Genomic DNA, 19,115 nt, shown 5'->3' with positions numbered 1-19,115 from the left:
TGGCATAATCACGGGCTCTGTCGCTCCGATGGTGAAATTGGTAGACACTGGAGACTTAAAATCTCCCGCCGCAAGGCGTGCCGGTTCGATTCCGGCTCGGAGCACCAGTCCGCTTTTTTGATAAAGATCATAAAACGCCATAAAGCCTTGTAAATCAAGGGTTTATGGCGTTTTTTGCTTTGCGCCATTCCCGACAAAACGCCATTAAAAAACACTGTTTTCTGCTACGCTTTACACAAAATTCACACACGATTTACACACTCGGCAGCCATGGCTAGCTTTAGCAAAACAGGTAAGGGATGGCGTGCTGCCGTTGCGATACGTGGCACGCACCGTCCGGCGCTTTCTGCGCTCGGAAATCACCGAACCTGCCTATGCGGAACGCCAATCCGCTAGCGCAATCGATCCATACGCCTTCCAGCTTTCAGGCTGGCTCAAGACCGAGGCGGATGCTAAAGCAAAAGGCTACCGTGCTGACCACGGGAAGGCCTGCACGAAATAAAGGATGGGACGTCAGCAATGCCTTGCGATGCTGACGTGCGCGACGCTTGCTCAGGCGAGCTTTTCTTTTAGGAATGCGGTGATGTACGGTGTCCCTGCGGCCGCGACGGTGGATGCCGTGCCTGGATCGATGCCCATGCGCTCGGCTAATGCCGCAGTCACCTTGCCGGACAGGATACCCTCGCCGCCGTCCAGCAGCGATTTAAAGAAACCGTCACCTCGGACCAATCCAGCCGCGAAACCTGCAAAAAAATTCCGGCCAGTATGTTCTTCTCCGGAAGCTTCGGATTGCTCCTGGACATGGGCGTGCGTCACATCAACGGCCTGGCTCAACATCTGCTGGGCGTCGTCTGTATTGATACCGTGTGCTGCCAGTGCCTGGCTCGCTTGTGCTCCATGTTCAGACGATAGAAATTCCGAGATGAGTTCCTGCGCATCCATTTAATACCTCTTTCTGTAAGAACTACTGTTGGGGAAACCCGGCAAATCGGAAGTGCAGAATATCCATGTTCGATGCGCAGTGTCAATGGTGCGGTGAAATTGTCTAGTTGCACCAACCGCAAGGGGCGGACCCCAAGTCGCCACCGTTTTGACGTGTTCCCTTGTCTACCGTGTTTCTTCGGTAGGTGGCTCGCGGGCCGGACAGCGATGTCGCGGCCAACGACGGGTAGTTCCTCAATTGACCAGGGCTGCCTTCGGCCATGTGGAGATTTGTCGGGCGGAGGCGTAGCTGAATTCAGATCTCTGCTCAACGAACTGGACCGGACGCCATTTGAGCAGGCGAATTTCCAGTACGGTCAGCAGGTACTCCGCCGCCAGTGTCACGACGGGCAACACGATCATTTGCGCGAAGACTTGTAAAAATTTTAACATCAACGTAGCATGGTACTGAGGATGATTCGCGGCACTTGCTCTTTGGGAACGTTAGCTGCTCTTTCGCATTGAGCTTTCTTTTCAAGCAAGTCGTTCGAGACGATGCTAACAATTCAAGGAAAGATTTGATGAAAACGACAAGACCCGCAACGCGCTGCGAAAGCCAAGGCAACGGTTTTAAACCAAGCGCGCTCATTCAACACCTGCTGCAAAAAAAGCACGCGGCCAAACGCAAGGTCATCCCGCTGAGCCTGATGCTGGGCCTTTCCGCAACCGCCATGCAGGCGCACGCGGGAAGCTTGCATTGTCCCGTCGTCTCCACAACAATACTGAAGGGGAGCAATGCCACCAATAACGTGCGTTGTGAAATTAGCGGCACGCTGACCAATAACGGCACACTGGACAACCTTTCCCGCGGCATGCTGGGCAACGACGGCACCGGCAGTCTGTCCAATAGCGGCGTATTGACAAATGACGGCAAACTGGACAACGCCGGCACGTTGTACAACTTTTCCGGCGGCACCCTGAACAACAACCGCGTGCTGTTCAACGCCGGCATGCTGCACAATCAAGGTACCCTGAACAATTACGGCGTGCTGACCAACGGTGAGGCGTATCGCGGCGGCACGCTGTTCAACAGCGGCACGCTGAACAACCATTCCGGCGGCACACTGACCAACATTGGCCAGCTGGACAACGCCGGGACGCTTATTCTAGCGAAGGGAAGCCACTATCTTTTCGCCAATGGCACGATCAATAACAATGGCGTCATCGAGCTCAATACAAACTTCGATTTTGGGGCTTACCCTGCGGGCACGGTGATCCTGGGCCGGAGCGGCACGCTGAATAACTACGCCAAGCTCGGTAACTTGGCTGGCCATACCCAAAACAACTTCGGCACGCTGAATACCTATTCCGGCGGCAGACTGGACAACTATTCCACGCTGAAAAACGTCGGCACGCTGAACAACCATTCCGGCGGCAAGCTGACCAACTCCAGCGTGCTGAACAACACCGGCAAACTGAACAACGCCGGCGCGCTGGACAACACCGGCACGTTGAACAACTCCGGCTCTTTCACCGTCAGCGCGGGCGGGCAAGTCAGCGCCCTCAACTCGTTCAGCGGCAGATTCAACCAGACCGCCGGCTCGACCTCGGTCGACGGCACGATGAAGCAGGGCAGAGTCAACATCACCGGAGGCTTGCTCAACGGCGCGGGCGCGATCACCTCACCGTCGATCACGATCGGCGCTGGCGTCACGGTGGCCCCCGGCAGCGCAGCGGCGGCGGGTACACTGGCATTGGTGGGCACCGTCGATTTCGCTGGTAAGCTTAACATCTTGCTCGCCGGGCCAGGTAATTCCAGCAAGCTCGACGTCACCGGCCCGATGACGCTGGACCCACACGCAAACTTCAACTTTGCGCTCAATTTCGGTTTGACCGACGCGCTGTACACATTTGATCTTCTCCATGCCAGCGCTGGCATTGTCGGCTTCGATCCGTCCAACTACAGCATCGCCGGCAATATGACCGGCTACACGTCGAAAATGCTGGACGTATGTGGTGTCGGTGGCAGTTGCGATGTCGAGCTGGAGCTGATCGCCATGCCAGCCAACGTGCCTGAACCAAGCATGCTGATGCTGACACTGGCAGGTCTGGGGTTGATCATGGGATGGCGTCGCGTCGAGCGCCGCAAATAAATTGCTGAGCAAGTCTCATGATCCCCGTCTTATGGATGTGAATCGCCCCGGGTTTGAAGGAGGCTCCAACATTTGAGAGAATGGAGTCACCATGAAGAAATCAGTCTGATATTCCCCCGAAGTGATGGAACGCGCCGTGCGCATGGTCCAAGAGGCCGGCAGCGAGTACGACCGCGCTCCCTGGAAGACGCGTGAAGCCGTCGAACTGGCGACGCTGGAATGGGTGACCTGGTTCAATCATCATCGCTTACTCGAACCGCTTGGCTATATACCGCCGGCCGAAGCTGAGGCAAACTACTATCGACAACTTTCCGAGCAGGCTAGAAATGAAGGGATAAGAGGAGGGCGTTTGAAATATCTGGTGCACGCCGGGCACTTGCATAGGGTTGGTGCGGCTGTCGACGCTCTGTCTGCGCTTGCTATGCCGCTGGGTATCGCGTGTAATGGAGTATCTTCAGCAGAACTTCTGAGTTGATGCGCGCGGCCAGCCCCAAACTAGTCGCCCGCCTAAAATCGTGTGGTAAGACGGTAGATCAATGGAGCGGGAAGGCGGCGCCATTGATCCAAGAAGACCAAGCCCCGGGAACGGGCTTACAAGCTCTTCGATGGCGGCGGGCTCTACCTTGAAGTCATTCCATCCGTTTTTTTTAGATTGGCTTCGCCCTTGAGGCATCCTTCCCCTGAGGACGATGCGCGTCACATCGTGCGGGTTCATGCACCGTCCCCACCTCACGCGGCGATCTGCCGCCGCGTGCATGTCGATACGCCGCCATAGTCTGCGGCGCAAATCGCGCGTCGTTACTGGAGGCGTGCTGCCCGACAAGGTGTGCGAGGCACACTCCATGGCCCCTGGTAACTGGTGGTGGCCAGAAACACTTGCCAAATTCGATTACACCATGTTGTTTGACCCAGCGGTTCCTGCTCAACTTATGCCGTTGCGCTTCGCGGTAGGAAGAGATAGATTTGCGGTGACAATTTGTGTTTTTTTCGTACGGCCAAGCTGCTATGCTGCCCCCGTAGACCAGGTCCGGCCAGGAACTGACGGCTAGATGCGGCAGACACGGAAGCCTGACTAAAAAAGATCGGAGTGATTCAATGGCAGCAGATGTTGAGATGATGCTGTTCCCATCCCAGGGAGCGTTTGCGCATTGGCTTGCTACCCACCACGACGGCTCTGACGGGGTGTGGCTGCAGCACTCAAAAAAAGGGGCCCTGGTCCCTAGCGTAAGCTATCAAGAGGCCTTGGAAGTTGCGCTATGCTTCGGGTGGATTGACGGCCAGAAGCGCTCGCTCGACGCCCATCACTATTTGCAGCGCTGGACACCGCGTCGCCCACGCAGTCTATGGTCCAAGGTCAACCGCGAGAAAGTGCTTAGGTATATTGAGGAGGGTAAGATGCAGCCGAGCGGCTTGGCTGAAATCGAGCGAGCAAAAAAAGATGGTCGATGGGATGCGGCATACGAATCGGCTAGCATGGCGAGCGTGCCGCCCGAACTTCATACTGCATTCGCTGACCACCCTGGGGCAGCCGAATTTTTCGCCACTCTCAATTCGCAAAGCCGCTATGCAGTGTTGTTCAGGGTTCAGACGGCAATCAAGCCTGAGACCAAACTACGCAAGGCTCAGGAGTACGCAGCCATGCTGGCTCGGCATGAGACGCTTCATCCGGTCATGGCGAAGAAGCGGAGCAAGGCTGACCAGGACGCGACATAAGCAATAAAGGGCGACTCATCGCGATGACGAACGCAAGCGGCCAAGTGCAGATCGGCTGGAGACTCAAGCAGTCGATGGTGGGCGCTGCCGCCCAATATCTAACAGCAAGTAAAGGAAATTAGCATGACCGTTGGGAAAAAACCGGACGCCGCGCGGCTGGACAAAATTGTGGCCGACGCACGGCGCGCGGCCGACCAGCGCGAGCTGGGCTATCGCGAGCGCTCGCTGAAAATGTATCCGTGGGTGTGTGGGCGCTGCATGCGCGAATTCACGCACACGAATGTGTCGCAACTTACAGTGCACCATCGTGACCACAATCACGACAACAATCCGCCTGACGGCAGCAACTGGGAATTGCTGTGCCTTTACTGCCGCGATAACGAACACTCGCGTTATCTCGAGGCCGACCGGGGACTAAGTCTGAAATCGGCCGAGGTCGCGCCGGCAACGCATAATCCATTTGCCTCATTGGCCGGTTTGATGAAAAAGAAAGAATAAATCAGGGTGATGCGGACGGCACATCGTCTTAAACGATTTGCGTGAAAAGGAAACTCGGACCGGGAATCACCCTGCATCATATTAAAATTTTTACAATCCTTTCGTGCAGGGGCATCGATAGTTCATCCCACTTGCTCTTGCGTCTATGCCTGCATGAGCGATTCAATATTTCTGCTGTCTTCTTGACCTTGAGAATTTAAAGGAGTACTCTGAATACATGTTTGTGATCCGGCCGATTACAGCTGTTCGAAGAACGTTTAATCAAATACTGGGAGCATGACATGAAAGCACTTAACGACACTCACACGATGGCCGAACACCGCGCAGCCCGTAATTTTTCAGATCGTTTAGCACTGGGAATCACACTTGCGCTGCGTTTTTTTGCTGACACCTTTTTCGCTAAACGCTACGGCAACCGCGCGATTGTCCTGGAAACCGTGGCTGCCGTGCCGGGCATGGTCGGCGGGATGCTGGTTCACTTACGCTGCCTGCGCTGGATGGTTGAGGACCAAGGTTGGATACGCACTTTGCTGGACGAAGCCGAGAACGAACGCATGCACCTGATGACCTTTGTGCAGATTGCTAAACCAAACTGGTTCGAACGCTTCGTCATTCTCACTGTCCAGGCCTTGTTCTTTATCGCGTTCTTCTCGCTGTATCTGGCCTCGCCACGTACCGCCCATCGTTTGGTCGGCTATTTTGAAGAACAAGCGGTTATCAGCTACACGCTGTATCTGGCCGAAATCGATGCTGGTCGCGTGGGAAACGTACCGGCACCCGATATCGCCATCTCGTATTGGAAACTGCCTGCAGATGCCCGCCTGCGTGATGTGGTGCTTGCTGTGCGCCAGGACGAGATGGGACATCGCGACGTGAATCACGAATTTGCGGATACGCTCAATTCCGTGGAAGTGCATCAAGCGATTTGAGGAAAATAGCCTTCCTGCTACAGGTGCCACGACTGAACGCGGTGCCGATGCGGGGTAATCGACTCTGAGGATCAAATCATGACGCATCACGCTACGGAATCAACGCTTCTGTCCTGGGCTGTCACGCCTTTTAGCCGTGGTCCACTGCTACGGGTATCGCCCGTGATCGCTCAAACCGTGAGGTTACGTCAGCCCGGCATTTTTGCGAGGGTTTTTCACAAAATTAAGCTATCACTTTTTTCGCTGCCGGCAAATCGGGGAGCGTGTGCAAACGAAGTTGGCGGCGACTGCAATATATGCCGCGGCGCGCACTTCGAAATCGGCGCAATCTCCGTCGGACAAGAGTACTTGTGAAGCGGCTGGATCCCGTTTAATCCTTTTTTCCCGCCATACCGGTAGCTGCGCGGCAGCTCACCATGCCACTTCGCCCCCCCGCTCGCCATCATTTTTGTCATGCCGTCAGAATTTTGACGAAACTAGGTTGGTCCGATGCGCCGCCGGTCGAAGCGAGCCGTCGACGCGCTGACTGGCGTAGCAGTGCGCTCCGCGGCTGAGCTGCCGACCGGACCTTCATCTTGCGGGATTCAGGGTGTGCCGCCGACGGGGCCCAGGCGCGCCGTGCGCATGCGCCTGGTCTCCGTGTCGCTTCCTTACTTGAAATCGTATTGCAGTTCGGCGAGGACAGTACGCTGCGTGTAGGGATGGTAGGCCCAGTACTTTTTATTGCCCAAATTGTCGATACCTAACGAGCCGCTCCATTGTTTGTCGAAGCGGTAGCGCAGGCGGACGTCGGTCACGAAGTAGCTCGAGACGCCCGTATAGCTCGAGCTGTTCGGGTCGGAGTTATCCAGAGTGCCCCATTGCTTTCCGCTGTAGCGCGCGCCGAAACTTGCCGACCACTTATCAGTCGGGTGGTAACTTGCCAGCAGCGTGGCGCGCTGGCGCGGTACCCTTGGCTGGTCTTTGCCCACGCTGGCCGGGAAGTTCGGATTGTCGACGATGGTGGAGTCGGTATAGGTAACACTGCCATTCAGCTCAAGGCCCTCGAACAGGACGTCATCGGCCTGCGCCGCCAGTTCCAGGCCGTTGGTGCGCATGCGGCCCACGTTCTGGACATTGGTTACATTCGGCGTGACGTTGACGTTGCGCTGAGAGTACAGGGCGTCGCGCGTGTTCTCGAAGAAGTAGGTCGCGCGGAGCAGGCCTTGCTCAAGTTTTCGTTCTGCGCTGAGCTCGCTGGTGACGGAACGTTCCGGCTTCAGGTTCGGATCGTTGTTCATCAAGGTGTCGCCGACGAGCGCGCCCTGGAATAGTTCAGACACGGTCGGATAGCGCACCGCGCGACCGGCCGAGGCCTTGACCGTCCAGTTGTCGTTCAGTTCGTGGGAAAGCGCGAATTTTGGCGAGAAGCTGGTTTCTCTGCGGTCGGCGAATATGCTGGTTGCGGTGCTGCTCCCCAGGCTGCCGTTCCGCGCTTCCCAGCGCTCAAGGCGGCCGCCGATGGTGGTCTTCCAGTCGGGAGCGAAGCGCCAGGTGTCCTGGGCATACAGGCTCTCCAGGCGCGTATCGCCGCTGAAGCTCGATATCTTCGTGCCGGCGCCCGCCGACGTCCACTCTCCGGTGTTGGAGACCAAGCTGCGCAAGCGGAAACTGTCGCGCTGTACGCCGAAGTCGACGATATGGCTGTTATCGGGATACGGGCGCCAGATCCCCCTGGTCGTGAGTGTGCTCCAACCGCTGCCGCCCATGTCGGTCAGCGTACCGGTTTTCGCACCTGGAGTCGACAAGAGCACAGCCGGCGTGCGGACTTCGTCCTTCTTATAATCGTAGTTGCTGACTGCGAGCTCCCAGTCCCATTTGCCCTTGGTGTGGCTCTTGAGCGAGAGACCCTGCATCCAGTGTTCCAGCTCGCCAGTTGCTGGCGCAAAGTCCGCCGGCGTCAGCGTGTACTGGCGTCCCGCGATATTGATTGCGCCGCCAGTGACTGGATTGCCTGCGCCGTCTCGAAGGTAGGAGTTGACGTGGCGGTCCGCGTCGTTCTTCCACCATCCCAATGTGTAGCTGGCCCGCACCGTCGACGAGATGTCGTACGCCAGTTTGATCTTGGCGTGGTCCTGAACGGTATGGATCTGGTTGGTGTCGCCCAAAATCAACCAGTCCGCGTTCGACGGGTTCTTGTCCGCCACAGCCCCGGTGACCGGCGTGCCGCCTTTGCCTGGCGTGCCGGCGCCAGGCAATTTGTTTGCGAAGGCGATGGGCTGGCCATCATTGGCCAGATGGCTCAAGCTCACCCACCAGGACAGGGCATCATTCTTGTCGCCTAACGACAGGCTGCCCTGGCGTCCCGTGAATCGCTCGTTTGTCCCGTATTGTTTGAAGCCCTGGCTAAAACCCGAAAGGCGTGCGTGAGCTTCAAACGATGTTGGCATCCTGGTCAGGTAATCAACCACCGCACCGGCGGAGTTGCCTGGATACGCGGCGGAGAAGGGACCATAGAGCACATCGACCCGCTCGATTTCGTCAGGGGCGACCATACCCCAGCGTGGCGTGAATGTGGCGCCGTTACCGAGCAGGTTGGAGAGCAATATCCCATCCGCGTAGACCAGCGACCGCGCGCTATTGCCGGTGCCGGAAGCACGGCTGGCCAGCACGGCGTGGTCGTAGTCGCCGACGTAGCGTTTGCGCACGTTCAGGCTGGGGAAGTATTTCAGCGCATCTTCGGCATCAACGGCGTTGATGCTCTGCTCAATTTGCGCACCGGTGATCCCTTCAATCGTGGTCGGGATCTGAGTCGGCAGCGAAGTGGGGCGGCCGCCGCTGATTGTGACCATGGCCATGGTCTGCGCCGAGCCGGTGCCGGCTTCGCCATCTTCGGCATGGGCGGTACGTGCGCCCAGCACAGCCGCCGCCATTGCCGACAGTGTGAAAAGGGCCGCGAGACCATGTTGCAGATCGCGGCGGTTGAAAACAGTTTTAGAAGACATTGTGATTCCTTGGTATCGGAGGCGGGATTATTGTTTTGGGGGATGCGGAATGCATAGCAGGTGGCGCCAGACGATGCCGGGGAAGGAAAGGACAGCGAACAGCGCGGAGGTGATCGCCCACACCTCCCAGCTCTTGTCTGTGGTTCTTCCCGATGCTGCTTCGAGCATCAGCGAGGCCGACATCCACACAGCGTAAGCCGCTATCCAGCCGAAGAAGTCATTCCACGCCGGGGAGCAGCGCCGGATCGTGGCCAGCCGCAAAAAGGGTAGGTTGGCCAACACTATTGCGGCCGCAAGATTTAGAACGGCGGCTTGAGTCATGTCCACGGCCTGCCTCACAGACTGCCGTACGAGTGCAAGCCGGACAGGAACATGTTCACGCCCAGGAAAGCAAACAAGGTGATGAGAAAGCCTGCCAAAGACCACCAGGCGAGCAGGGCGCCGCGAACGTTTTTGACTAGGCGCGTGTGCAGCCACGCCGCGTAGTTTAGCCAGACGACCAGCGCCCAGGTCTCCTTCGGGTCCCAGGACCAGTAGCCGCCCCAGGCCTCGGCCGCCCACAGCGCGCCCAGGATGGTGGCGATCGTAAAGAACACGAATCCAAGCGCAATCGCCTTGTAGGAGAGCTCGTCGAGCCATGCACGGCTCGGAAGCCGGCTGGCGAAGAAGGGGCGCCCGGACAGCAGCCATGCCGCGCCGAACATTGCCGCCATGGAGAAGGCGCCGTACCCGATGAAGTTGGCGGGCACGTGTATCTTCATCCAATAGGATTTCAATGCCGGAATCAGCGGTTGAATTTCGTGCGCGCCCATGCCGTACTTGAACATGAACACCACCGCCGCGCTGACCAATGCCATCGCGAACAGGCCCAGCTGGCGGCTGCCGAAGTGCTGCTCGATATGCAGATAGAGCATCGTGGTGAGAAAGCTGAACAGCACGAAGACTTCGTACAGGTTGGAGACCGGTATGTGGCCGATGTCTGGCCCCATCAGGTAGGATTCATACCAGCGCGTCAGCAGTCCAGCCAGGCCGAGCAGGCTGCCCGCCCAGGCGGCGCGCGTGCCCAGGCTCATCCAGTAACTGGCTTTGCGCATCCAGCCCCAGGCGTACAACACCGTGGACGCCCAATAACTCAGCCCCATCCACATGATGGCGGACTGGCTCGACAGAAAATATTTGAGGAGGAAAACATGGTCCGCAGCAATCAGCTGATTCTTGTAGAGCGCGATGGCTGTGAGGGTAAGTGCCGCGGCGCCGATGGACAGCGCCTGGAGAGCCGGCCATGCCACGGCCATCAAGCCCAAGCCGATAGCGCTCGCCACGAGGATGGCGCCGTCGAACATGTCCATCTGTGACGAATAGCGCAGCAAGGCAAAGCAGGTGGCGCTCAGCAGGGCCGCGACGAAAAGTCCGTGCCGTAGTGGACCGTTCCGACGCCCGGCGTCGGTGAAAAATGAGTTTGAATTCGCAAGCATCTTGGTTTCCTTATGGATTCCGGTTGGAGGTCGGTTGTTCGTGTGGGTTGCGCAGCAGGCGCGCGATCGCTTCGGTGTGTCGATCGAATTCAGCCTGCAAGGCCGGGGAGTGACGGTTTGCGCTGAAAGCCATCAGCAGGCTTGCTCCTTGCGTATGGAGCCACATGCGACGCTCTCGAATGAAATACATCGCGACCACCCCCGCTGCGAGAAGTGCCGCGCCCAGGTACACCAATGCCGCGCCCGGTGCATGTGTGGCCTGCAGCCCCGTCGCGTTGACCTGCTCGAAGCTCTCGAAGGTGAACAGCGCGGGAAGCTTCATTTCCAGCGTGTCGTTGTACGCAGTCAGCGCATCGTGAGTGAAACGTTGGCCGGGTTCATCCTGCCGGTCCAATAAGAGCGAAGCTGAGCGTTCCAGTAGTTGCAGGTAAAGCTGGCCGACCTTGATTTCGTTTTCGCTGTCGGCATTGGCCTGCACCATCTCAAGCAGCGCGCGGTATCCCTGGGCATGGAAGCCAGCCATCAATGCTTCGGATGTTTTTTCCAGCGTCGAGGCGAGCCGCACATCGACCACCTTTTCGGCCATTTTCCGGGCTGCGCGGGTACGCAACTGTGGATTCCCCATCGCTGCGATGAGGCGGGTATAGGGCGCCAACGAGCCGTCGGCATTTGTGGGTATCCGCAGGTAGCGCATGGCGTCCTCTTGCGCACGTCGACGTCCGATCAAAACATAGCGGGCATTGTCGATCTCCACGGCGCGCTGATAGGCGAGCCATTCGTCGGACTGGCCAAGCTTGTCCCTGAGGCGAAACGCGACCGAAGGCCCGACATTGCGCGTCCGGTCGCCCGGTTTGCCGCGGGAATTCCAGGTCTTCTCGACGACGTCTTCCCGGTTGAACACATTGATTGCCCGCAGCTCGGTGAACTCCAGGGTGGCGGGTTCGCCTTCTATCAACAGCGGCGTTGCGTGGCCGATGGCGCCGCTGACAAGCTGGTGTGGGCCGGGATAGCCTCTGGATGGAAGCATGTCCAGCTTGACCTTGCTGCCGCCGTCAGCAAATCCCGACTGGAACAAGGTCACGCCGCGATAGGTATAGGGATGGTTGACTTGCAGCGTGGCCGGAATGACTTGTGCGCCGTCGATAATCTCGATATCGCTCGCGAAATCCTTGGGTTGTCCATTTGCATAATGGTCGATGCGGAATTGCTTCAGTTTTATCCCGAACGGCAAATCTTGTTGAAGATAGCCTTCACCCATTGGAAGCAGGGCGGTATGAGCGACCTGACCTTGAGGGATAGTCATACTCGCGTGGTACGAGCCTTCCGACGTCCCCAGTCTGCTCACCGCTGGCACCTGCTCCGGCGGCAGCTCGCGGGTCTCGACTTTCAAGTCGCCCGTCCACAGCCGCAGCCTCAGCAATACGTTGCCGTCGATGAGGCCGCCCACGCAGATGAGCACCATTGCGCCATGCACGAGCAGGTAGCCAAGACGCCTTGCGCCGCCGGTCCGTGCGGCCAGCATGGCGCCGCCGGCGATAGCCGCGTGCTTGTACCTGAAACCTTGGGACGTGAGGTAGGTCGTCAAACCGGCCGATGCCGATTTCTCCGTGCCGAGATCGAATTCCACGTGATGCTCGAGCCGGCGCAGACTCGCTATGCTCTTGTTCTCCCGATAGCTGCGCATGTCGCGCAGCATGGAGGGAAGATGCTGCCAGAGGCAAAGCGCCGTGGAAGACGCCATGAAGCCGAGCAATACAAAAAACCACCAGGCGTGGTAGACGTCGTTTAATCCGCACAAGTTGAAGAACGTGGACCAGAACTCACCGTACAGGCCTACATACACGACTGCGGGCCGGCTCTGCTCGAGGATGGACCCCGTGGTCGCCGCCACGGCCACCACGGCGAGTATGGCGATCGCGAACCGCATTGAGCGCACCAGGTTCAGCAAGGCCTTCATGCCGGCGTCCCCTGGCGGGCTGCGGCCAACCCGGGACGCAGCGTCAGCCAATACACCGCGGGAATCACGATCAGCGAGAACACCGGCGCCGTGATCATGCCGCCGATAAGGGGCGCGGCGATGCGCTTCATGACATCGGCGCCGGCGGCGTCGGAAAGCATCACCGGGAGCAGCCCGCCCAGGATCACGGCGACCGTCATGGCTTTGGGGCGCAGGCGCAGCAAGGCCCCGGACAGAATCGCCGAGTAGGGATCCGCCGGCTGTTCTTCCAGTGCCTGGTCCAGGTACAGCAGCATCACGATGCCAAATTCGGTGGCGACGCCGGCCAGCGCGATCAGGCCGATGACCACCGCGACAGACAGCTGATAGTCCAGCAAATAGGTCAGCCAGATGCCGCCGATCACGGAGAACGGAAGGCAGGCGAGCACCAGCGCGACCTTGCGCACATCACGGAAATGCAGGAACAGCAGCGCAGAAACGAGCAGCAAGGTCATGGCGATCGCACTCCACAGGCGGGCCTTGCCCTCCTTGAAATTCATGTATTGACCTTGCCAGGACAGGGTGTAGCCCGGGGCCAGGACAAGATGCGTGTCCAGCAGCTCCTGTGCCTGCTGCAGATAACGACCAGCGTCGGCGTCGACCAGGTCGACGAACACATAGGCGACCGGGCGGGCGTTTTCGCTTTTCAGCTCGGTAGGACCGTCTGCTATCGTCAGGCGGGCGACCTCTCTCAACGGCACCACCGAACCGCCCGCGCCTTTTAGCCGGATCTCCTCCAGGGCTCCAAGTCCGTCGCGGTCGCCGCGCGGAAAGCGGAGCGTGACCGGATACCGTTCACGGCCGTCGATAACGGTGCTGATACTTTCCCCGCCGATCGCCAGCTGCAGGGCGCGCTGGATGTCGGCGACCGACAGCCCATACCTGGCGGCGTTTTCACGCAATACTTCGATATCGATGTAGCGGCCCGACTGCACCCGTTCGGCAAAGACAGAGCGCGTCCCGGGCAGGGTGCGCAACATGGCTTCGACCTCTTGGGCCTGGCGCTCCAGCGTAGCCAGGTCGGGGCCGCTGATTTTTACTCCCAGCGCACTGCGGATACCGGTCGACAGCATGTCGATGCGCGTCTTGATCGGAAAGCCCCAGGAGTTCGTCAGCCCGGCCAAGCGTACCGTCTCGTCCAGCCTGGCGATCAGCTGTGCGTTATTCGCGCTCGAGCCGGCTGGCCACTGCGACTTGGGCTTGAGCATGATGGTCGTTTCCAGCATCGACAATGGGGCGGGATCGGTGGCGCTGTCCGAGCGTCCGGCCTTGCCGAAAACGCGCGCCACTTCGGGCATGGCGGCAATGATGGCGTCGGTCCGTTGCAGCAGGTCCGCCGCCTCGGGAGCGGAAATCGCGGGCAAGGTCGTCGGCATATACAGCAAGTCGCCCTCGTCCAGTGGCGGCATGAATTCGCTGCCGATGCGGCTGAAGGGAATGACCGCCGTCGCCAGCAGGACGGCCGCCAGCAGCAAGGCAGTCCAGGGATGACCCAGTGCGCTGTTCAACACGGGCCGGTACAACCGTTTCAGGCAGCGGTTGACCGGATTCGCCGACTCGGGTGGGAGTTTGCCGTTGATGGCGTATCCCATGAGGACCGGCGTCAGGGTGATTGCCAGCATCGCCGCAGCGGCCATGGCATAGGTTTTGGTGTACGCGAGCGGGGCGAACAGGCGCACCTCCTGGCCGCTCAGCGTGAATACGGGCAGGAAGGAGATCGTGATGATGATGAGGGAGAAAAACAGGGCGGGGCCGACTTCCGTGGCCGCCTTGCGCACCACCACCCATATGTCGCCGGCCTCCTGCTTCTCCAGATGCCGGTGCATGTTTTCAATCATGACGATCGCGCCGTCCACCATCGCGCCAACGGCGATGGCGATTCCGCCCAGCGACATGATGTTGGCGGACACGCCTTGAATGCGCATGATCCACAGCGCGGCCAGTATCCCGAGGGGCAGCGTCACGATGGCAACCAGGGCCGAACGCACCCGGAACAGAAAGACCCCGCAGATGATCGCCACGACCAAGGATTCTTCGAGCAGCTTGTCGCGCAGTGTGTGTACCACGCGTTCGATCAGGCCGGAGCGGTCATAGGTCGTCACAATCTCCACGCCTGGCGGCAAGCCTTTTTTCAGCTGTTCCAGACGTTGTTTCACGCCGGCGATAGTGGACATCGCGTTCTCGCCGTGGCGCATAACGATGATGCCGCCGGTGACGTCGCCCGCGCCGTTGAGATCGGCGATGCCCCGGCGTTGCTGCGGGCCGGTGGTGACGTTGGCGAGTTGCTTCAAGCGCAGTATGCCGGCCTCGGTCTGCACCGGGATGTTGTCGAAGTCGGCGGTGTTTTTTAGATAGCCGTTCGAGCGCACCAGGTACTCGGCGCTGGCCATTTCGACCGGCGCGCCGCCGCCCGCCAGGTTCGCATCCTTTACGGCTTGCGCAAGCTGCTCCATGGTGACGCCATGTGCGGCCAGGCGGGCCGGGTCTGCCTCGACCTGGAATTGGCGCGCCAGGCCGCCCAGCGTCGCCACCTCCGCCACGCCCGGCACAGATTGCAGTTCCAGCTTGAGGTAGAAGTCCTGCAAGGCGCGCAGCCGGGCCGGGGAGGTCTTGCCCGATTTGTCGACCAGCGCATATTCAAATACCCAGCCTACGCCGGACGCGTCCGGTCCCAAGGTTGGCGTCACACCGGCCGGCAACTTGCCGGTCGATTGGCTGAGGCTCTCCAGGATGCGGGAGCGTGCCCAGTAAAGGTCCGTCCCGTCTTTGAAGATCACATACACATACGATTCGCCGAACATCGAGAAGCCGCGCACGGCTTTTGTGCCGGGCACTGAAAGCAGCGACGCGGCCAGCGGGTACGTGAGCTGGTCCTCCACCAGCTGCGGCGATTGGCCCGGCAAGTCGGTCTTGACAATGACTTGTACGTCGGACAGGTCGGGAAGGGCGTCGAGCTTGAGCCGGAACAGGGACTCGATGCCGCCTGCGAGCAGCAGCAGGCACAATGCCAGCACGATCAATCGGTTGCGCACCGACCAGTCGATGACGCGGGCGATCATGGATACGCTCCCATGTTGGCGCGATCGTGCATGGCCGCGGCGCCGTCCAGCAGGAATTGGCCGTTCACAGCCACCTGCTCGCCGGGCTTGAGACCCGACTGGACCGTTGCGAGTTCACTGCTTTCCATGCCCAGTTGTATGCGTGCGCGGCGAAAGTGCTCGTTCGCCTCCGCAACGACAACGAAATCGCCGTGACCGGTGCGGATCACCGCGTCACGGGGGATGGCCAGACTGTGCGCGGCGTTGGACTGGATGTCGACGTCGGCGAAGGCGCCCGGCCGGAACGCGCCGTGCGGGTTATTCAGCGCAAGCCTCAGCTTTGCGGTGCGCGTGGCGGGGTCAATCTGTATCGTGGCGGTGTTGACTTTTCCGGTCTGAATGGCGGTCTTATCCATACCAGAGCGAAAGACCATCTTGTCGCCATTACGGATCCATTCAAGTTGGTCGGGGAAGAGCGCCACCTCGGCCCAGACCACGGCGTAGTCGGCATAGGCGAGGATTTGCTGCATCGGATTGACGTAATTACCTTCGTGCATACCCAGCACCGTGACCACGCCATCATGCGCGGCACGCACCGGGATCACGTCGATGACGCGGCGGCTTTTTTCCAGCTGGTCGATCAGGTCTGCGCTCATATCGGCGGACAGCAGGCGCTCCCGGGCGCGGAATTTTTCCTTGGACAGGCTGCCGACCATGGCCGCGTTCGAGCTGACGATGGACATGCTGTCGCCCAGTAATCCGTCTTTTCTTGCCAGAAGATCGATGTATTCGCGCTGGCGCTGCTGGAGTTCGGGCGAGTAAATCTCGTAAAGGACCTGGCCGCGATGCACCGGTTGGCCCAGGCCCTGGACGTTCACGCGGCGAAGGAAGCCTTCGACCTTCGGGTTGACGGACACGGTGCTGCTTTCGTCGGCCGTGATGGTCGCGAACGCGTGTATCGAACGGCTGATGCCGGTGACATGGGCTGTCGCCAGCTGGATACCCATGTGCTTTTGGGTGGCGGCGTCGACGTGAACCAGGTCCGAGTGCCTGACCATCGCCCCGCCATGGGTGGGGACCAGTGCCATGTTGCAGACAGGGCAGTTACCAGGATGGTCCAGAAGTACTTGAGGATGCATGGAGCAGGTGTATCGGGCTTGCGAAGTGTCCATCTTCGGCGATGCCGCCGATGCCGCCGATGCCGCAGGTTGTGCCGGTGCGGCGAGGCCGCGGCCGACGCCGTAGCCGGCCAGGGCGGCGGCGGCGACCGTAAGGCCTATCCCGGCCAGGAGCGTTCTTTTCGTATTGCCCATGATTTCACTCTGATTTTTCTGATGGATTAAATGGCGGGCCGCAGCCCGCCATGTGCCGGATTAGCGCACCAGGATGTTGTCGCCGCGACCCATTTTCGGATCGGCGTCTTTGGTGTATTGCAGAATCGCGATACCGCCGGTCAAAGCTTGCTTCATCGAGTGGGTCACCAGCGCGTTGGCACCTTCAACCGGGGAGATGATGTCGAACGACGAGGCGTCGCCGGGACCGACGACGTAGCTTTGCAGGCCGTGCAGCACGTTCTTCGGATTGCCGCTCGGGTAGACCCGGTCCCAGATGCCGGCGATGGCGTGGAAGGACGCGAATTCGTTGGCGCCGGCGTTGATGAAGTAGATGCGCACGCGCTCGCCCGGCTTCGCTTGCAGCATGCGGGTCGCTGCGGGATCGTGGACCGGGTCGTACTTGAAGATGCCGCCGTTGAACATGACATTCGACCACTTGTTCGCCATCATGGCTGCCGTGTCATCCGGGTTTTGATACAGTTCGGACTGGATCAGGACGTATTCGCGGTCCGCCTTGGGCATCGCCGACTTGTCTTTCGGGTCGACGATGATGGCGCCGTACATGCCGCGGGCGATGTGCTGGATCATGGGATCGGCACCGCAGTGATAGTAGAAGATGCCCGGGTAGTCCGCGCGGAAGGTATAACTGCCTTTCTCGCCCGGCTTGACCTGCTCGAAGTCCTTGACGACGTCAACGCGTGCGGCGTGGAAGTCCATCGAGTGGGAGTTCTTGCTGGACTTGTCGTTGGTCAGGGTGAACTCGACAACGTCGCCTTCCTCAACGTGTACCACGGGGCCCGGCACCATGCCTTCGTAGGTCCACGAGCGGTACATGGTGCCCTTGTTGTCGATCGGGGTTTCGACTTCCTTGGCCGTCATGCTGATTTTAACGGTCTTGGCCTGCACGGCCGCCGAACCCAGCAGCGCCAGTGCGACTGCCATGGCTATACTTACTTTTTTCATTGTTTTCCCTAATGTTAGTTTATTCGTTGATTACTTCGAGGTCGTCTTGCTCACGACCCGCAAGTAGGTGACCAGCTCTTTTACTTCGTCGTCGTTCAGTACTCCTTCCCATTTCGGCATCAAAATTGATTTACCTACCGCCAGGCCACCGCCCTTGATGGCCTTGAAGAGCGTCTCGTCGGGGGTGTCGCCCATGGCCTTGGTATCGGTGTGGTCGCGCGGCTTGACAGCCATCGACGCGCTGTTGATGCCGTTGCCGTCGCGGTTGATGCCGTGGCATTGGACGCAGTAGGTGTTGTAAAGCCTGGCGGCGTGGGCGGAGTCTTGCGCCCTGGCCGCATCCATTGAGCACAGCGCGATGCCAGCTGCGACCAGTGCGTAAAAATGGTTCTTGTTCAGGAAACGCATTATTTTTTCTCCGATTTCAAGGTGCCGATGTAGCTGGTCAGCTTTTGAATGTCGGCATCGTTCAAGCCCAGCGATGGCATCCAGGTATGCGCATCGAACTTCTGAGGATTGCTGATGTAGGCATGTACAAAGTCCGGCTGCAGGCGATCGCCGCCCGTGTACAGCTCGGGCCCGGAGGTCGGCGCGCCGCCAGCTTTGGCGGTATGGCACGAAGTGCAACCGCGCAGCTTGGAGAACAGCATCGAGGCCATGGAACCGGCGGGTTCGTTCTTGAACGCGCCCGGGGTCAGCAGCCCATCGCCCTTGAGCGCCATCAGCAGGTCCGCCGCGGTGGCGGCATCCGCAGCGGACAGCTTCGGGTGCGCAGGAAGCTGGGCCGCGTCGATGGTGTCGACCGTATGGTCGGCGCCAGCCTTGACCGCTTTGGCGTACATCACACCGCCACCGCGTATGGTGGTCGGGTTCTGCAGCCAGCTGATCAGCCATGGCTTGTTGAACTTCGAGCCGGCGTAGTAGAGGTCTGGCCCTTTCCGCTCCCACAGCCGCTCAAGCGACGCCTTCTCCGGCTTGCTCACCGCGTGGCAGGCGACGCACTGCTGGCTCAGCAGGTCGGCGGCGGACGCCTCCGCAGCCATCGCCACGCCGATGGTTGCCAGCCCCATCATTGCGCCCATCAATATCTTCAATCGCATTTTGAACTCCT

The 19,115-nt window shown here is 59.6% G+C and carries 16 protein-coding genes, 1 tRNA gene and 1 pseudogene; 7 read left to right on the top strand and 11 right to left on the bottom strand.

Going from position 1 to position 19,115, the window contains the following annotated elements; genetic code table 11:
* Positions 1-22: 22 nt before the first annotated feature.
* Together ACEN9O_RS27235 and ACEN9O_RS27230 are read left to right on the top strand one after the other, a co-directional pair.
* Positions 23-107 (top strand) — tRNA-Leu (locus tag ACEN9O_RS27235).
* Positions 108-322: 215 nt separating this feature from the next.
* Positions 323-502 carry a hypothetical protein gene (locus ACEN9O_RS27230; RefSeq protein ID WP_495614918.1) on the top strand — a complete coding sequence of 60 codons (180 nt, stop codon included), beginning with the start codon at positions 323-325 and terminating at the stop codon, positions 500-502.
* 50 nt (positions 503-552) lie between these two features.
* On the opposite strand, the gene ACEN9O_RS27225 is transcribed toward ACEN9O_RS27230, so the two are convergent.
* Together ACEN9O_RS27225 and ACEN9O_RS27220 are read right to left on the bottom strand one after the other, a co-directional pair.
* A complete protein-coding gene (locus tag ACEN9O_RS27225) occupies positions 553-942 on the bottom strand; it encodes a hypothetical protein (RefSeq protein WP_495614917.1) in 390 nt (129 codons plus the stop codon).
* Positions 943-1,176: 234 nt separating this feature from the next.
* Entirely contained in the window at positions 1,177-1,374 is a 198-nt protein-coding gene (locus ACEN9O_RS27220) for a hypothetical protein (RefSeq protein ID WP_495614916.1), read from the bottom strand.
* A gap of 128 nt (positions 1,375-1,502) precedes the next feature.
* Between ACEN9O_RS27220 and ACEN9O_RS27215 the strand changes: the two genes are divergently transcribed.
* The 5 genes and pseudogenes from ACEN9O_RS27215 (at position 1,503) to ACEN9O_RS27195 (ending at position 6,214) form a co-directional block, all read left to right on the top strand.
* The gene (locus tag ACEN9O_RS27215; RefSeq protein WP_495614915.1) at positions 1,503-3,074 is read left to right on the top strand and encodes a hypothetical protein; all 1,572 of its coding nucleotides are present in this window, start codon (positions 1,503-1,505) and stop codon (positions 3,072-3,074) included.
* Between the two features lie 172 nt (positions 3,075-3,246).
* A pseudogene (locus ACEN9O_RS27210) lies at positions 3,247-3,549 on the top strand (hypothetical protein); the annotation flags it as partial.
* A gap of 620 nt (positions 3,550-4,169) precedes the next feature.
* Entirely contained in the window at positions 4,170-4,787 is a 618-nt protein-coding gene (locus tag ACEN9O_RS27205) for a YdeI/OmpD-associated family protein (RefSeq protein WP_495614914.1), read from the top strand.
* 123 nt (positions 4,788-4,910) lie between these two features.
* Complete coding sequence (locus ACEN9O_RS27200) at positions 4,911-5,285, top strand: YajD family HNH nuclease (RefSeq protein WP_495614913.1); 375 nt, start codon at positions 4,911-4,913, stop codon at positions 5,283-5,285.
* Between the two features lie 281 nt (positions 5,286-5,566).
* A complete protein-coding gene (locus ACEN9O_RS27195) occupies positions 5,567-6,214 on the top strand; it encodes an alternative oxidase (protein WP_495614912.1) in 648 nt (215 codons plus the stop codon).
* 650 nt (positions 6,215-6,864) lie between these two features.
* Here the strand turns inward: ACEN9O_RS27195 and ACEN9O_RS27190 are convergent.
* Genes ACEN9O_RS27190 through ACEN9O_RS27150 form a run of 9 tightly spaced genes read right to left on the bottom strand, consistent with a single transcriptional unit; the run spans position 6,865 to position 19,104 of the window.
* On the bottom strand, positions 6,865-9,198 hold the full coding sequence (locus tag ACEN9O_RS27190) for a TonB-dependent receptor (RefSeq protein ID WP_495614911.1): 2,334 nt from the start codon (positions 9,196-9,198) through the stop codon (positions 6,865-6,867).
* A 27-nt stretch (positions 9,199-9,225) separates the two neighbouring features.
* Positions 9,226-9,519, bottom strand: a complete 294-nt coding sequence (locus ACEN9O_RS27185) for a DUF2818 family protein (protein WP_495614910.1) — start codon at positions 9,517-9,519, stop codon at positions 9,226-9,228.
* A gap of 14 nt (positions 9,520-9,533) precedes the next feature.
* On the bottom strand, positions 9,534-10,673 hold the full coding sequence (ccsB, locus tag ACEN9O_RS27180; RefSeq protein WP_495614909.1) for a c-type cytochrome biogenesis protein CcsB: 1,140 nt from the start codon (positions 10,671-10,673) through the stop codon (positions 9,534-9,536).
* Between the two features lie 10 nt (positions 10,674-10,683).
* Complete coding sequence (locus tag ACEN9O_RS27175) at positions 10,684-12,630, bottom strand: cytochrome c biogenesis protein ResB (protein ID WP_495614908.1); 1,947 nt, start codon at positions 12,628-12,630, stop codon at positions 10,684-10,686.
* Complete coding sequence (locus ACEN9O_RS27170) at positions 12,627-15,728, bottom strand: efflux RND transporter permease subunit (RefSeq protein WP_495614907.1); 3,102 nt, start codon at positions 15,726-15,728, stop codon at positions 12,627-12,629. Before ACEN9O_RS27170 ends, ACEN9O_RS27175 begins: the two co-directional genes overlap by 4 nt.
* Positions 15,725-17,020, bottom strand: a complete 1,296-nt coding sequence (locus ACEN9O_RS27165) for an efflux RND transporter periplasmic adaptor subunit (protein WP_495614906.1) — start codon at positions 17,018-17,020, stop codon at positions 15,725-15,727. The genes ACEN9O_RS27170 and ACEN9O_RS27165 overlap by 4 nt, the downstream gene beginning before the upstream one ends.
* A 60-nt stretch (positions 17,021-17,080) precedes the next feature.
* The gene (locus tag ACEN9O_RS27160; RefSeq protein ID WP_495614905.1) at positions 17,081-17,983 is read right to left on the bottom strand and encodes a multicopper oxidase domain-containing protein; all 903 of its coding nucleotides are present in this window, start codon (positions 17,981-17,983) and stop codon (positions 17,081-17,083) included.
* Between the two features lie 51 nt (positions 17,984-18,034).
* Entirely contained in the window at positions 18,035-18,412 is a 378-nt protein-coding gene (locus tag ACEN9O_RS27155; RefSeq protein ID WP_495614904.1) for a c-type cytochrome, read from the bottom strand.
* Entirely contained in the window at positions 18,412-19,104 is a 693-nt protein-coding gene (locus ACEN9O_RS27150) for a cytochrome c (protein ID WP_495614903.1), read from the bottom strand. The genes ACEN9O_RS27155 and ACEN9O_RS27150 overlap by 1 nt, the downstream gene beginning before the upstream one ends.
* Positions 19,105-19,115 lie beyond the last annotated feature (11 nt).

It is taken from the genome of Duganella sp. Dugasp78 (assembly GCF_059491455.1).
This window is presented reverse-complemented; position numbering and strand designations above follow the sequence as displayed.